This window comes from Embleya sp. NPDC025285 (assembly GCF_055558835.1).
Window position 1 is genome coordinate 1 of record NZ_JBVHLU010000165.1, and the last position, 14,792, is coordinate 14,792.

Consider the following 14,792-nt stretch of genomic DNA (forward strand, 5'->3'; position numbering starts at 1 on the left):
AGCCCCGCCGCGTTCGAGGAACGCGCGAGCGAGACCGATACGCTTTCACTGGCCGCATGAAACCCCGTGTCCATGTTCCGGGGGAAGCCTCACCCGGCCCTATCGAGCCGGACCTGCCGTTCTTCCCGAACGGCGCCCACGACTCGGCAGCCGCCGCACGCGCCGGGGTCGCCGATCCCGCGCTGCGTGTGTTCCTGGACCCCTCCGACGCCCGTCACTTCACCGACAAGGCAGGCACCCGCTTCACTGGCCGCCGCACCCATCTGCGCCTGCTCGCGCCGTGGTTGGACGATGTGGACGCCGGGGGCCTGGTGGTGGTCACGGGCAGCCCCGGCGTCGGGAAATCCGCTCTGCTCGGCGCACTTGCCTGCGCCGCGCACCCCGAACTCGTATCGGTTGCGCCGCAGGTGCGCGAACGCCTGGATGCGCGCGACGCGTCGGGATGCCCCTCGATCAACCGTTTGCTGGCCGCGGTCCACGCCCGAGGACGTTCCACCGCAGAGGTGTTCAAGTCCGTCGCGCGCCAACTCCGTCTGTCCGAAGACGATGCGGGCAAGCTGCTCGCCGCGGGCGTGATCGCGGGCACGCTCCTACGGGCTGGCGAGGTGCCTGCGGTGATCGTGGACGCTCTGGACGAGGCGGCCGACCCGCCAGGGCTGTGCACGGAACTGGTTCTGCTGGCCCGCGCCGCCCGCCCCGACGGAACCCTTGCGGTGCGCCTGTTGGTGGGCACGCGTCCGTGGCGGCCGATGTTGACCACCCTGCTCGACCTGGCCGAGGCCACTGACGGCCTGGTGGATCTGAACGACGCCCGTCCACACGAGGTTCGCGACGACCTCGCCGCGCACCTGCGGGCCCGCCTGTCGGACCTGCCCGCCTATGCCCCACCCGGGTGGCGCACAATCCGTGAAAGCCTCGCCCGATCCACCGCCGAGCGCCTCGCCCCGGACACGAGTCGGCGCCCCGAGTGGGGCGCGTTCCTGGTCGCCGAGATCCTCACCCGCCACCTCGAACACCGCCCCGCCCCCGACACCCCGGACGCCGCAGACGAGTTGGGCCGCTCGACACCCACCACCCTGCCCGACGTCCTGGACCTCGACCTCGCCTCGCACCCCGACGGCCGGGCGATCCGCGCCGTCCTGACCGCCGTCGCCACCGCCCGGGGCCAGGGCATGCCCCTGGAGATCGCGCTTCCCCTCGCCGGCGTGTTCGCCCCCGGCCTCACCCCCGAACGGGCCCGCGCCCTGCTGCCCGACGCTCTGTTCTATCTGCGCATCACCCCCGACACCGACGGCACCCTCCTGCACCGCCTCTTCCACCAGGCCCTCGTCGACCACCTGACACCCCGCCCGACCAACGCCACCGCACCCACCGCCGACGACGTCCTGACCCACCTGCTCGCCACCCACACCACCCACGACGGCCGCGCGCGCATCTGGGAGACCGCGCCCCCCTACCTCCTGCGCCACGCCCCCGCCCACGCCGAGGCCGCCGGGCGTCTCGACGAACTCCTCACCGACGCCGAATACCTCGTCCACGGCGACCCGGCCGCCATCGTCGCCGCGTTCCCGCGTGTCCAAACCCACGACGCCCTGCTCGCCCGATCCGCGTACCTGGCCTCCGTCGACCACCATCGTCACCTCGACCCACCCGTCCGCCGCCACGACCTCGCGCTGGACGCGTCACGTCACCGAGCCACCGATCTCGCCGCGGCCCTCGCCGTCGGAGTCGGCGATGGAAGGTGGATCGCCGTCTCGGCGACGGGTGGAGACCTCAACACTGCCCGTCGCGACACCTTCACCGGACACACCCGCTGGCTGAACGCAGTGGCGTACACGGTGGTGGCCGGCCGGCCAGTCGCCGTCACCGGCGGCAACGACGGCATGGTGCGGGTGTGGGACCTGACCACCAGACGGCAGCACGGCAAGCCCCTCATCGGACACAGCTACTGGGTGAACGCGGTGGCGTGCACGGTGGTGGATGGCCGGCCGGTCGCCGTCACCGGCGGCGGCGACCACATGGTACGGGTATGGGACCTGACCACCGGGCAGCAGCACTGCATGCCTCTCATCGGACACAGCGGCCCGGTGCAGGCGGTGGCGTGCACAGTGGTGGCCAGCCAGCCGGTCGCCGTCACCGGCGGCAGCAACCACATGGTACGGGTATGGGACCTGACCACCGGGCAGCAGCACGGCAAGCCCCTCATCGGACACACCCGCTGGGTGAACGCGGTGGCGTGCACGGTGGTGGATGGCCGGCCGGTCGCCGTCACCGGCTCCAGCGACCGCACGGTGCGGGTGTGGGACCTGACCACCGGGCAGCAGCACGGCAAGCCCCTCACCGAACACAGCGGCCCGGTGCAGGTGGTGGCGTGCACGGTGGTGGATGGCCAGCCGGTCGCCGTCACCGGCTCCAGCGACGGCACGGTGCGGGTGTGGGACCTGATTACCGGGCAGCAGCGCGGCAAGCGCCTCATCGGACACACCCGCCGGGTGGACGCGGTGGCGTGCACAGTGGTGGATGGCCGGCCGGTCGCCGTCACCGGCTCCAGCGACGGCATGGTGCGGGTGTGGGACCTGACCACCGAGCAATGCATCGACCGGGTTCCCCTGCCGGCGGCCTGTCGTGCGCTTGCCATAGCCGACGGAGAGCGATTGCTTGTTGGTTTCGGTGTGGACGTCGCCCTCCTGGCACGCACCCCGCTGCGGACGCCAACCGGCCCGCCCCGGAGACCCGATGCCACGGATGCAGGACAGGAACACGCATGAAACGGGCCGGCGTTGGTGCTTCCAGAGAGGCCGTGTCGCAAGGCGGCGTCGCCCGTGACCACCGTCTGGAAGCCGGTGGAAGGGCGGTTCATTGGCTGCCCCGCCACCGGCGGGTCGTGTTCTCCGCCCGCGATCAGGCGCAGGACACGCCCCGCTCACACCGGAGCGAACCGCCGTCCCGACCCTGCGGGGAAGGGCAACGAGTTAGGCGTCGTCCGCTTCTGCTTGCCCTTCTTCTTGCATTTCTTGCCCTTGTTTCGGATGAGTGCGGCCGCATGCCGGTCGGCGCGATCGGTGCCGGCCGCGTAGCGGGTGGTGACGTTGACGTGCGAGTGGCCGAGCGGGAGTCGGGCGGTGCGCAGGTCGCCGGTGTTCGTGCCGCCGTCAGCCGTCGTCCGACTTCTTCCTGTCCCTCGTGTCTTCCTTGCCCTTGTTCCGGATGAGCGGGGCCGTGAGTTCGGCTGCTTCCCTGGCAGCCCGGGCCGTCAAAGGGGCCAAACCTGGGCCTCCTTGCTTCCAATGCCCCTGGTGCAACCGAGCAGATGCATGACCAGAACGTCCTGCTCGCTGCTCTGGGTTGCGAACACCACGGCTTCGGTCACGCAATCAGCGATGGTGGTGTCACCCGCAACCAGTGCCCTCCGCACTGATCACCTCGGGCAGGAGTGAAGGCCTCAGAAGGCTCGGGCCCACCGAGGGTGAGCAACTCACCGAAATTGACGATCATCACAGCCGTGCTCGGGCAGGCTGGTCGCGTGATCTATTTCGTACACGTCGACGTCGTCCCTCCGAGCGGGCACCCGCCCCTGGACGCCCTGCAACGAGCAGGCGTGGCTCGCCTTCTCGCCGATCCTTTGGAGCGTCTGGAGGGTATCGACGGCCCGGACGACGTGAGCATCGATCTCGACGACTTCCGGGTCGCCTCACATCCCGAAGGCGCGTTGGTGCTTCTCGTTCTGGACGCCCCCGCCCTGGAGTTCGCCGAGGGTGCCGCTCGGGAAGTGGTCGAGGAGATCTTCGAGGGCACGGAGGAGTTCGAGGACTGGGCCATCGCCTCCTGCGAGGTCAAGCTGCACGACAAGCTCGCGCAGGAGAGCCTCGCCGCCGCCGACGGCCCCGACGCACCACCCGCGGATCCTGCGGAACGTGCCCGACTCCACCGCTGGCCCCGACCGGACACGGACTCGGCCGGTCCGACGGACGAGGAGGTGGAGGCTCGCCGTACGTACCTGCGGAACCTCGCACCGAAGCTGACGTCCTTCACGGCGGCCCACTTCGGGCACGACGCCTCGGGCGCCGCGCCCCTCGCCACCGCCGAACTGGCGGCGGGCGCCCTCATCAACGCCATCGACGTGCTCACCGACGAACTCTTCGGCGACCTCATCACCCTCGCGGAAGACGAGACAGCCGACAGCATCGAGGATTCCGACGCCGTCTTCTTCGTCCTGGAGGAACTTCCACCCGCCTTCACCGAGCAATACACCCAGCTGTTCGTACGCCGTTTCATCATCGCCACGGCAACGATCGTTCAACGGCTCACCTCGACCGCGTGGCAACCCCCGTCGACCACGGCCGAGGCGCTCGCCCTCCACCTGCTCCTGCAAGAGGCAGTACCGATCCTCGACGTCCACGGCCTGTACGACGACGACGTCGAAAGCGCCTACGCCGCGTTCAGGGAGACGATCCTGGGGGACCTCGACCCGGAGTGGCTCTACGAGGAGGACGCGTTCGACGAACCAGACTCGGTCGCCGACTGGTTCACGCCGTCGGGGGCGGACATCCATCGAGTCCACCTCTACACCGTCACGGACTGACGACTTCGACCTGACGAACTCGTGCGTCCTGTGGACCAGTTGTGGACCACACGGCGTGCACGAAGCGGCACGATATACTGGAAATCGAACGTCGTATTGCGCAGTAAAGTACCCCTGACCTGCGGAAATGCCCCATCTCCTTCTGGGGGTCAAGGGGTCGCAGGTTCAAATCCTGTCGTCCCGACCAGCGTTTACGCAGGTCGGAGGCCGTCTTCTCAGAAATGGGAGGACGGCCTTTTCCGTCATCTGGGGCGTGGTGGTCGCAGTGTGGTCGCACGACCGCCGCTCGGCTTTGGGACTCACGAGCGATCGGCCCGCAACCGCAGCCGTGTAGAGCGGTTTGAACAGGTCGCGCAGCCGGGCCGGGTGGTCGCGATGTGGTCGCAACCGATTCGGCGGCTGCCTCGCCACGTCCACTCCCTCAGCACCGGCGAGGGCTTCCTCGATGGCGTCGACGGCACCGTGGGCGGCCTGCCGGGTCAGGTGGGCGTAAATGTTCGCCGTCGTCGACAACGTCGAGTGCCGCAACGTCTTGGACACCACCGTCAACGGAACACCTGCGGTGATCGTCAGCGTCGCCGCGAGGTGTCGGAGGTCGTGCATCGTGATCCGCGGGACCCCCGCCTCGGCGGACCAGTGACGGAATCGGTCCAGCAGCGTCTGCGGCCGCAACGGCCGACCGTTGTCACGCGTGAACACGAGACCGGTGAACGGATCGGCAGGGTCCACAGGACGCGAGCCGCTCGCGCGAGCACGCCTGCGAAGGGCGGCGGCCACGCGCGGGGAAATGGCGACCCAGTTCCTGCTGCTGCGGGTCTTGGGCGCGGTGATCACCAGCCGATTGTTGTCCACGGCCGAGAGCGTGTACCGAACATAGAGAACACCCTCGTCCAGGTGCACGTCCGCCCAATGCAGACCCAACGCCTCACCCTTGCGCATCCCCGTCCCGATCAGCACCTCGCACAGATCCGCCAGCAACGGATCGCCCTCACGACAACACCGCAGGAACCGCACCGCCTCGCGAGCCGACCACACCGTGCGCTCCGCCGCCCGCAGCCGAGGCACGATCGTCGGCCGCGCGGGGTTGTACTGGAGCCGATGCTGGCGAACTGCCTCCCCCAACGCGCTCGACAACGTCGCCAAACACCGATGAACACTCACCCGCCCCCCGCCCCGCCGCGAGCTGCGCCCGAGCAAACCCGACCAGGTGACGACGACCGAGCTCGTCCAACCGGATCGCACCGAGGTGCGGCACGAGGTCGTTGACGACGTAGTCCCGATACCGAGCCAACGTGGTCGGCTTCAGATCCAACGCCCTGGCGTCGAGCCACTCCGTCAGATACTCCGCCACCGTCTGATTCGGATCCGCGTCGAACCCACCGGCCGCACCCTCCAACAACCGCCGCAACGCCGCCCCGGCCGCCTCGTCACTGACGAAGCCACCCCGGCGCACGGTCACCCGAGAACCACTCGGAGCGGGCAAGTCGACGGCGAACGTCCACGTCCCATGGTCCGGATCGGCAACAACATCCGGACAACGAGCACCCAACTGCCTGCGCCACCGATCACGACAACCACACCGACGATAAACACGGCCTTTACGAGCTGAGGAACGCATCGTGATCGCTTCCCAAGAACGTGGGGACTCCCCTACTCCCAGTCTGCGCGCCCACCACGCGACCACAACTCACCACCGACCACCCCCAGCCTGCGAAAACCCCTTGTCGTGCGCTCAAGTGCCTTCGCCGTGTGCCTGGACGAGGCCACCTAGCGGATCGTGGGGTACCTCGCGGATCCCGGCGTCCCGGTCAACGTCGTCTGCTTCGATTACCGAGACGGCAGAACGCGGCGGTACCGCCGCGGGTGATCCGGGAGGAAGCCTCGGCGCGTCAACCGCACACAGCAGACGGGCAATCTATGAACCTGCCTCGGCGGAGGAATACGGGACGGCGACGATCCTGTCGGCTGTGACCCAGGAACCGAGTGTCTCGAGCGCGCTGTCGGGAAGCTCGTGAGTGAACAGGAGGACGAGGTCCCGGCGGGCACGTGAGCAGGCCACGTAGAACAGATTGCGTGCTCGTTCGAAGCTTTTGAGTTCCTCGCCCGACAGGTCCTTGCGGTGGGGAAAGCGCGTGAGCATCCCCGGGAAGTTGTAGCGGTTCCAGCCTCCGAAGACGGCGATGACGTCGGGATACTCGGCACCCTTGACACCATGCTGGGTGGAGAACGGGGTGTTCTCCGAGATGTAGTCGCGCAACGCGGAGATCTCGCGATACGGAACGCCGCGAAGCCCCCCATACTCGCGGAGACGCCGGATCTCGACCTCGGCCGAGTCACCCTCGGCTTCCTCCAGGGATGCCTTCCAACCGCGGTGTCTGCGGACCACCGCGTCGGGGACGCTGAAGTACTGCTCGCCGAGAACAAGGTCCAGTACGTCACCAACGGTTCCCGACGTGCGGGCCTGTTCGATCCGGCCGAAGAGGGAGGACCACCCGATCTTGTCGCTTCGCCGATGGAGCCGGGGCCGTGAGCGCTTCAGTATGTCGAAGAGAAGCGCGTACCGCTGCGATCGGAAGTAGTCGCAGGCCGGGTCGATCACGTCCAAGAGGAACTCCAGGACCGGATCGTTCTTCCGTATGTAGTCGTCGTTGTACTGGTAAGTCCCTGCGATCGTCGCGAAGTCCAGTTCGGCCGCGATGGACGCGTGTGTCAGCATGAGGATTTTGGCACCACGACCGAGGTCGTCCTTTCCTTGGCGTCGCGAGGCGTCGGCTGTGACCCATTCCAACGTTCGTTTGAAGGTGTCGTCGGGGAGATGGCCTTTGCGGGAATGGGTTCCCCGCGGGCCGGACCAACCGTTGGTGTGGTAGACGATCACCGATCCGGCCGCTGCGTCGGCGACCCCCGCTTGCGGCAGTTCGGGGCGAACGTTGTTCAGGAACTCGACGACGGCGCGCCCGGACCGCCAGTTGGCTCGCTTCTGAATGGTGGTGACATCGGAACGGCTGATCGGCCCGCATGACTTGTCGTAGATCTGCTGCCAGTGGTCGCCGAAGAAGCCGTAGATCGAGCGCGTGCTCGGATTGGAGTCCCCCGACAGCATCGCTTCGGCCAAGCCTGCCGGCGTGTCCTGGTACTCGTCGACGAACACGATGGGGAATCGATCGGCAATGAGGGACCGGAATTTGGGAAGCCCGAAGAGGCGGATGGCAAGCACCGGGATGTCCGCGTGGTGCAGCGTAACGCGTCGCTCGTCGATGCTGCGGAATCCCAGGTCGTACTCGACCGTGCGGTCGGCCAGTGACTCGATGCCGTCGAGATGCTTTGCCCAGCCCGGCAAGCTCGGAATCTCCTGCCGAAGGTGCTTCTGAAACCTGGAGACGGCTTCCCACAGGAACCCATGGATTGTGGCCGCGAATACGTGGGGGCTGTCGTCGGTTCGGCGGATGATCTCGTTGCATGCCACGTTGGTGTACGTCACGCAGGCGATGCGCTGGCCCTTCCGCGGTAGGAAGGTCGCACGGTTGTCGAGGATGTGCTGCAGTGCGTCGATGAGTGAATGCGTCTTCCCGGAGCCGGCACCCGCGTCCAGGCGAAAATGCTGCCTTCGTTCGATGGCAGCCACGATCTCTCGCAGTGTCCTTTCGCTTTCCTGCTCGGCCGAAGCGTCCGGATCGCGTGGACTCATCCGGCGGCCTTCTCTGCGAGGGCCGGCGGTGCTTCCTCGGCTGCTTGGGGTTGCTCGTCTGCGGCCGGGGGCTCGTGGTCGAGGAGCCACTCGAGGCCTCGCCGGATGTAACGGGGAATATGCCATCCCCCTGTCTCGACGGCGAGCTGCAACGCGAGGTTGCTCTTCTTGTGCTTGGCCGCTTCGTCCATCGCGGCTTGCTCGACGACCACGACGTCCGCTGCCGTTGCGACGTCCAGTGGGAACAGACCTCGGTTGGCCAGGATGAAGGCGTCTTCGAACGTCCTGCCGCAAGGTCCGTCCGGAAGCTCGGCGACCTGGTAGGCCAGGGCACGGAAACCGACCGTGGGCAGCCCGTCGCCGGCTCGTTTGAGCAGGCTGGTCGGCGACGTGTCCTCATCGGCGAACCACTTCTTGATGCCCTTGTTGCTCGTATCCGTACCACCGTGCACGCAAGACTTCGCCAACCTGGGCTTCTCGCCGTCGCTCATCGCCACGGCATCCAGGTCGGTCATCACCAGGGTTCGCAACCCCAGGAAGTCGACGAACGGGTAGAACAGATGGGCGTAGTTGCCGCCGACCTCGACGATGCTCACGTACTGGGCGGACAGCTTGTCGAGCCCCGCGGCCCCCCGGCATCGATCGAACTCGGCGATGGCGGCGGGTACGAAGATGCGTTCCGTTGTGCCTTCGACGAGGATGGCTTTGTCCGCGAAGAAGAGATCTGCGCGCGTCAGAGTCAGGTACTTGTGCAGGAATTCCGCGTCGATGCCGGGCGCGTCGGCGAGGTTCAGGACGGTGGAACTGATCGCCTCGCCCGGGTCGCCGTCAGCACAGGCGCGGAAATACCTGATGGACGAGAATCCCGCTCTGTTGGCGATGTGCGCGGAGTGCGTCGTCACCACAAACTGGGCGTTCCACGGGTGCCGGAACCCGTTTGTTTGGGGGAACTTCTGTTTGAAGACGTCGAGTTGATGGATGAACGCCTCTTGCATCTGCGGGTGGAGATGCGCCTCCGGCTCCTCAAGGAAGACCAGGTGGATGGTATCGGGATTCTGCTGCGTATCGTAGGTCCGATAGTAGACGAAGAGGGTCAGCAGGATCATCATCAGGTTCCGATGCCCAAGCCCGGTGTAGGACTCCGGAAGGTCCATACCGGAATGCCCCGGATAGCGGATGCTGGTGAAGTTGGTCATGAGGCGTCGAGCGTCGAGCGTCGTACGCGTGGTGATGTTCCGGTTCCCGAGACCGGGATAGCCGAACTCCGCAACGGTGGGAGCCATCCGGTCATAAGTTTCCTGAACGCTTTGGTTCAGTCCGACCGCGACGGCTCGGAGAGCCTTGTCCATACTCTCGGAGATCAGTTTGAGGGGAGACCCATCGTCGGCCTGCGAGGCCATGACGAAGAGCGACTCCACGATCTTCGCGAGCTGTTCCTTGGGACGTTCCTTCTCGTCGTCGAGTCCCCGTTGGGCCTTGACGAAATCGAACTGGACGACCTTGCCGACGTCGGAGATGGAGACCTGCCGCACGTTGTCCGGGTCCGTCGGGTCGACGGCCCATGCGGAACGCTCGAATTGATGAGGGATTCTGGGCCCCACCAGGTCCAGCAGCACCGCGAGCGCCTCGCCTGCGGGCAGTGACTCGCGGGCGTCGCGGAAGAATTCCCCCAGCATGCCCGGCTTGAGGGCGTACTTGAGAAGAATGATCGCCTCGTGGCAGTCGGGATCCAGGTCAACCATGAGCGGCACCAAGGGACCATAGGACGGTGTCTGTGGATCGTAGGTGACGACGATCCGGATGGTGATCTCCGGGAGAACCTGCCGTGCCGCTTCCTCGTCACCGGCATCGAACTTCTCGAAGGCGACGAGGAATTCGGGATGACATTCCGCCGAGAAGTCCTCGATCCGCAGACTCGGCTCCCCCGAGCGCAACATCTTCCCCAGGACGTCCGCCAACGAGGTCTTGCCGGTGTTGTTCCTCCCCACGCACACGGTGACGTGTTCCTCGAGGCTGACGGTGACATCGTGGAGCAGACGGAAGTTCCCGACCTCCAAGCGCGAGATTCGGGGAGGATGAGATTTCTCATCACTGCCGGTCGTTGCATGCGTCGGCGTACTGCCGGCCAAGGCCGCTCCTGCACAGGTGATTTCCCGCCGCGCCAAGCGAGAAGCCCGCAACACGGCCTGACAAGAGGAAGCCGCGGAACGACGTTGCACGTGGCCCCCAGGGTGTGAATCCTGTCATGCTCGGAGGCAGGCGTGACTGGTGTTCCCGAAATCACCACCGTCGCGGCTGAGTTCGTGCATGATGGGCGGTTCGCATCGAGGGTTGTGATGGACTCGGTTTCCAGCGGCTCGATCACCGCCAACGAAGTAGGAACTCGTTGGCCCAGAGGGACGGCACCGGCTCGAAGAGAGTCGCCCTGGGGCGTCCGGCGGGCACGAAGTTGCCCCAACCGCGGTCCCACTCACCGATCTCGCTGGCGGCGTGCTCGGCGAGCACCGCAGCTGTGGACCGTGACCGATGGCGCTCCCAAACGGCCCTGCCAAGCACGGCACTTGCACGTCGACGATGCCGCGTACTTCGCCGCCAAGGTAGTCGCCGTGAGGACGAGCGACACCACCCGAATCGACGAGTTGAACGCCGCCTTGAAAACGATCCAGAACAGCGACACGCTCACCAAGATCGGCGAGAAGTACTTCAACACCCCACTCCGACAGGCCGCCCCGTCAAGGGTCGGCGAGCCGGTGGTCCCGGAGGGGGCGTGGTCGGCGCAACCGCGGAACCGTGCAGGGCCCGCCGGCCCTGAATCCCTGTCGGCCTGACGGTCGTGCCACCTCCGCAGCGTCATCGCTGCCGAGTGCGCTGAAGTCGACGTCCACGCAGGCGTCGTATTTACTTGGGGTAGTGCCGAGCGCAGCGGCCGCAGCTTCGGCGGTCAGCCATGGCACGCTCCAACTCCCGTTCCTGCGCCTCGGACCCGATTCGGCCAACCGCGCCCTGGCCGTACCGCCCCGGCTCGATCGCCTCCTCGGCCACCCATTCAAGCTACTTCGCGGTACGCGCGTCGGCAGGCAACGCGACCAGGCCGTCGCCCAGTTGCGCGATGGCAAGCCGTTCGAATCTGCGCCAGAGGGCGATACGCGGAGCCGACGGCTCATGAGGTATCCGGTATGCAAGCGGCATCCACCGCCCGGAATTCTCCCGCGACGGATCAGGCTCCCGGCTCGTCATCCCGCCACATCCACGGCAAGTAACCGGGCGCGGGCCCGGATCTCGTCGCTCATCGCGTCGTCGAACACGGGACGCGCCGACTCGCACCGGTCCACGTCCGCGAGTGTGCAGACGAACAACACCACCTGTTCCGTGCCCGCCCACCGTTCCTCGCGTCCCTGACGGCACCGCGCCCGAGGGCCCAGGAAACTAGAACATCAACGCAACGGCACCATCGGAACTCCGTAAGGTGTTGATCGGCCCCGAAGCCTTGACTCGAACACATGCACGAGGAAGGTTGGGCGTGTCCCGAGGACTCTCGGTTCGTTGAACCATCGACCCGGGTGCCGTGCGTCGCATCGGCGACGCCCGGTCGTCCCGAGGGGAGGCAGGGTCGAATGGCCGACCACAGCAGCATCGAATGGACCGAGGCAACCTGGAACCCGACCACGGGTTGCGATCGCATCTCCGCCGGATGCGACAACTGCTACGCGCTCGTCCTTTCACGTCGACTCAAGGCGATGGGCGCCACGAAGTATCAGAATGACGGCGATCCGCGAACATCCGGGCCCGGCTTCGCGTTGACGACGCACGCCTCCGCGTTGGACGTGCCTCGTGGCTGGAAGACCCCTCGTGTCGTCTTCGTGAACTCCATGTCCGACCTCTTCCACGCACGCGTCCCGCTGCCGTTCATCCGACGCGTCTTCGAGGTCATGGCCGATACGCCGCAACACACGTACCAGGTGCTCACCAAGCGGTCCCGGCGGCTACGGCAACTCGCGGACAGGCTCGACTGGCCACCGAACGTCTGGATGGGCGTGTCGGTCGAGAATCAAGCGACGATGAAACGTATCGACGACCTCCGCCAGGTCCCGGCCGACGTGCGATTCCTCAGCTGCGAACCGTTGTTGGGGCCGCTTCCGCAGCTGGATCTGACACATATCGACTGGGTGATCACCGGCGGAGAATCCGGTCCCGGCCATCGGCCGATGGACCCGGCGTGGGTCTCCGCCATCCGCGATACGTGCCGCGAATCCGAGGTCGCCTTCTTCTTCAAGCAGTGGGGCGGGCGCACACCGAAGGCGAACGGTCGCCACCTGGACGGTGTGCTCTGGGATCAGATGCCACGACGGAAATCGCCCGCCTCGGCATCTACCCGCCGAGCGGGCTGACCGGGTCGAGCGTGATGTCCTCCGGCGCGTAGAACCGAACGACGCCGTCGGGCGGCCACGGCGAACGCGCCTTGATCGGATGTACCCGGATCGCCAGACCCTCACGCGCCAACTCGTCGAGGATCGCCCGCAGCTGGCGTTCCATGAATCCGGCCTTCAGCGCCGAACTGATCAAGCCAGCCATGGGCTGCTCCGAACCGGCGTGGTCCCGCAGCATGCGCTGCAGCCCACCGACGTACGACTCGCCGAAGAGATCGGGCTGGTGCAAGGTTTCCGCGGCCGCCCCGGCCCCGGTGTACGCGTCCAACTTCCAGGTGACCGGATTCCAGCACTTCAGACCGGCCTCACTATGCGTGGCCAGGATCAGGTGGTAGCGCGCGGTCTGCCGGGCTACTTCGACGGCGAACTGCCCGTACAGCAGACCCTGCGCTTCGAGGCCGGCCCCGTACGCCCGAGCGAACGCGACCTTGCGGGCCGCCGCGCCATGCACGAGGACCGCGGACCGCCACCCGTCCCCTCCGAAGTGGCGATCCAGCGCGGTAGGCATGCTCTCCGACTCGCAGAACCTGTGCATCTCGTCGGTGAAACAGGTGAGTACGACCTCGTCATGCGGCGCGGCCAGGCACTGCCGCACCGCGGTGAACGGAACGCTGTTGATCTTGAAGGGATCCAGGATCCAGAGCACGGGACGTCGTGGGTCGGTGCCGTGTGCCAACGCGGAGATCCGAGACTGCTGTTCGACGAAGGTCCCGGGGTCGAGCACGGTGATTCGAAGCTTGGGCGAGGCGGGTAGTGAGGCGATCTGACGCCGCAGTTCGTCGGTCCGGTCGACGCGCTCCTCCAGACAGACCAGATTGAGCACCCCGCACCGCTGGAATGCCCGGTGTTCCAGGAAGGTCCTCGCGATCAGGACAGGCGAACCCGCGAGGCCGTCCTCGTAGATACCCGGACCTGCGAAGGCGTCGACGATCGTCGCCTCGGGAAACGCTTGCAGGATCTTGGGCATCCAGCATTCCAGATAGTGCCGATACACCAGGTGCTTCACCAAGGTGTGTGGATCGCTGGACCAAACGGTCTTGTCGTCGAGATCCTTCTTGCGGCCCATCTCGCCCCCCGCACGTGATCGTCGTGACGTGTACGGCACCTCGCGTCGAACCGGCACTCCCCCGCGTCTCGTCACCAAAGCCCGAACGGTTGCCCATCGGCTCGACTGTGATTGTTTCTCCAGTTTTGCGCGGAGATAATCAAATATTGTTGTCCGACTTGCCCACCGACTCACCCGTCAACCCCTGAGAAGAGAAGGGTCGGCCGGTCGTCTTCTCTCTTCTCCCGGCGGCTTCGCTCTCGGTCTTGAAAGTGAGCTTGCGGTGGCGCGATTCGGGGCCCCCTTCGGTCGACTCGGGCAGGCTGATCGCGTGACCTATTTCGTACATGTCGACGTCGTCCCTCCGAGTGGACGTCCACCACTGGATGCCCTGCAGCGAGCGGGCGTTGCAAGCCTCCTCACCGACACTCTGGAGCGTTTGGACGGCATCGACGGCCCGGATGACATAAGCATCGAGTTCGACGACTTTCGGGTCTTCTCGCACCCCGAAGGCGCCCTGGTACTCCTGCTCCTGGACGCGCCGGCCCTGGAGTTCGCCGAAGCGGCAGCCCGGGAGGCCGTCGAGGACGTCTTCGAAGCCACCGAGGAATTCGCGGACTGGACGATTGCATCCTGCGAGGTCAAGTTGCACGACGAACTCGCCCGAAAGAGCCTGGCCGCCGCCGACGGGCCGGACGCGCCGCCCACGGATCCCGCAGAGCGCGCTCGACTACACCGTCGCGCCGAACCCGAAGCAGATACGACGCATTCGAGCGTTACGGACGTGGAGACCCATCGCACCCGCCTTCATAGTCTCGCCCCTCGACTGACGTGCTTCACCGCCGCCCACTTCGGCCACGACGCCTCGGGCACCCTCCCCCGGAGCTCGGCCGAGTTGGCGGCGGGCGCCCTGGTCTACGCCATCGACCTGTTCACCGACGAACTCTTCAGCGACCTACTGAGCTTTGCGGATTCGGTTGTTGTTGGTTCGTCATGTCAGGTCGGTTGCTGCGAGGAAGCCGTTGAGGAGCGCGGGATGGTTTTGGATGT

Annotated in this window: 9 protein-coding genes and 1 pseudogene; 5 read left to right on the forward strand and 5 right to left on the reverse strand. The window is 66.4% G+C overall.

Going from position 1 to position 14,792, the window contains the following annotated elements; all coding sequences use genetic code 11:
• Positions 1-56: 56 nt before the first annotated feature.
• Both ACZ4FV_RS49225 and ACZ4FV_RS49230 read left to right on the forward strand, forming a co-directional pair.
• On the forward strand, positions 57-2,768 hold the full coding sequence (locus ACZ4FV_RS49225) for a WD40 repeat domain-containing protein (RefSeq protein ID WP_465327810.1): 2,712 nt from the start codon (positions 57-59) through the stop codon (positions 2,766-2,768).
• Between the two features lie 755 nt (positions 2,769-3,523).
• Positions 3,524-4,582, forward strand: coding sequence for a hypothetical protein (locus ACZ4FV_RS49230; protein WP_465327812.1), 1,059 nt, complete (start codon positions 3,524-3,526; stop codon positions 4,580-4,582).
• A 165-nt stretch (positions 4,583-4,747) separates the two neighbouring features.
• On the opposite strand, the gene ACZ4FV_RS49235 is transcribed toward ACZ4FV_RS49230, so the two are convergent.
• The 4 genes from ACZ4FV_RS49235 to ACZ4FV_RS49250 form a co-directional block, all read right to left on the reverse strand.
• The gene (locus ACZ4FV_RS49235) at positions 4,748-5,560 is read right to left on the reverse strand and encodes a site-specific integrase (protein ID WP_465327814.1); all 813 of its coding nucleotides are present in this window, start codon (positions 5,558-5,560) and stop codon (positions 4,748-4,750) included.
• A 10-nt stretch (positions 5,561-5,570) separates the two neighbouring features.
• A complete protein-coding gene (locus tag ACZ4FV_RS49240) occupies positions 5,571-6,041 on the reverse strand; it encodes a tyrosine-type recombinase/integrase (RefSeq protein WP_465327816.1) in 471 nt (156 codons plus the stop codon).
• A gap of 456 nt (positions 6,042-6,497) precedes the next feature.
• Positions 6,498-8,270 (reverse strand): UvrD-helicase domain-containing protein, encoded by a 1,773-nt coding sequence (locus ACZ4FV_RS49245; RefSeq protein ID WP_465327818.1) that lies wholly within the window; start codon positions 8,268-8,270, stop codon positions 6,498-6,500.
• Positions 8,267-10,399: an ATP-dependent nuclease gene (locus ACZ4FV_RS49250; protein ID WP_465327819.1), complete on the reverse strand. Its 2,133-nt coding sequence runs from the start codon at positions 10,397-10,399 to the stop codon at positions 8,267-8,269. The genes ACZ4FV_RS49245 and ACZ4FV_RS49250 overlap by 4 nt, the downstream gene beginning before the upstream one ends.
• Before the next feature lie 432 nt (positions 10,400-10,831).
• On the opposite strand from ACZ4FV_RS49250, the gene ACZ4FV_RS49255 reads away from it, so the two are divergent.
• Positions 10,832-11,098 carry a hypothetical protein gene (locus ACZ4FV_RS49255; protein WP_465327821.1) on the forward strand — a complete coding sequence of 89 codons (267 nt, stop codon included), beginning with the start codon at positions 10,832-10,834 and terminating at the stop codon, positions 11,096-11,098.
• A gap of 786 nt (positions 11,099-11,884) precedes the next feature.
• Positions 11,885-12,658, forward strand: coding sequence for a DUF5131 family protein (locus tag ACZ4FV_RS49260; RefSeq protein ID WP_465327823.1), 774 nt, complete (start codon positions 11,885-11,887; stop codon positions 12,656-12,658).
• On the opposite strand, the gene tcmP is transcribed toward ACZ4FV_RS49260, so the two are convergent.
• Positions 12,639-13,763, reverse strand: a complete 1,125-nt coding sequence (tcmP, locus tag ACZ4FV_RS49265) for a three-Cys-motif partner protein TcmP (RefSeq protein WP_465327824.1) — start codon at positions 13,761-13,763, stop codon at positions 12,639-12,641. The two genes, ACZ4FV_RS49260 and tcmP, sit on opposite strands and share 20 nt — an antisense overlap.
• A 418-nt stretch (positions 13,764-14,181) precedes the next feature.
• On the opposite strand from tcmP, the pseudogene ACZ4FV_RS49270 reads away from it, so the two are divergent.
• A pseudogene (locus tag ACZ4FV_RS49270) lies at positions 14,182-14,792 on the forward strand (hypothetical protein); the annotation flags it as partial.

What these genes read in the sequence shown, in the direction of transcription:
- ACZ4FV_RS49225 (WP_465327810.1), top strand. Translation starts at nt 57, where the DNA reads ATGAAACCCCGTGTCCATGTTCCGGGGGAAGCCTCACCCGGCCCTATC.
- ACZ4FV_RS49245 (WP_465327818.1), bottom strand. Translation starts at nt 8,270, where the DNA reads ATGAGTCCACGCGATCCGGACGCTTCGGCCGAGCAGGAAAGCGAAAGG.
- ACZ4FV_RS49260 (WP_465327823.1), top strand. Translation starts at nt 11,885, where the DNA reads ATGGCCGACCACAGCAGCATCGAATGGACCGAGGCAACCTGGAACCCG.
- tcmP (WP_465327824.1), bottom strand. Translation starts at nt 13,763, where the DNA reads ATGGGCCGCAAGAAGGATCTCGACGACAAGACCGTTTGGTCCAGCGAT.